This is a genomic window from Methylophaga sp. UBA1464 (genome assembly GCF_002325665.1).
GTDB lineage: Bacteria > Pseudomonadota > Gammaproteobacteria > Nitrosococcales > Methylophagaceae > Methylophaga.
This window is the reverse complement of the sequence record NZ_DCSO01000006.1, coordinates 1,388-1,781: the sequence shown is the minus strand read 5'-3', so window position 1 is coordinate 1,781 and position 394 is coordinate 1,388. Positions and strand designations below refer to the sequence as shown.

Below are 394 nucleotides of genomic sequence, written 5' to 3'. Positions count from 1 at the left end.
TGTATTGGCAGCAGCTGATTATCATGGGCTTGCTGGCTTTATTTTACATGGTTTGATGACAGCACCGTTCTGGCTGGCAATGGCCGGTTTGGTAACCGCTTGGTATCTGTATCTCAAACGTCCGGATCTCCCCGCCAGGATTCAGCAAAGATTGATGTGGTTGTGGCGAATTCTGGATAACAAATATGGCTTTGATACGTTTAATGAAAAAGTCTTCGCCGGTGGATCACGAGGATTAGGCTGGTTGTTTTCCCGCGTTGGCGATCGCCTGTTGATTGATGGTTTGGTGGTGAATGGTGCGGCGCGGACAGTGGGCTTAATTTCGCGGGTAGGCCGCAAAATGCAAACCGGCTATTTGTACCATTATGCCTTTGTGATGATTATCGGGGTGTGG

Annotated in this window: 1 pseudogene; it reads left to right on the top strand. The window is 49.0% G+C overall.

Annotated features, from left to right (window positions below):
* Window positions 1-394, top strand: a pseudogene (locus tag B3O33_RS00460) (NADH-quinone oxidoreductase subunit L); the annotation flags it as partial.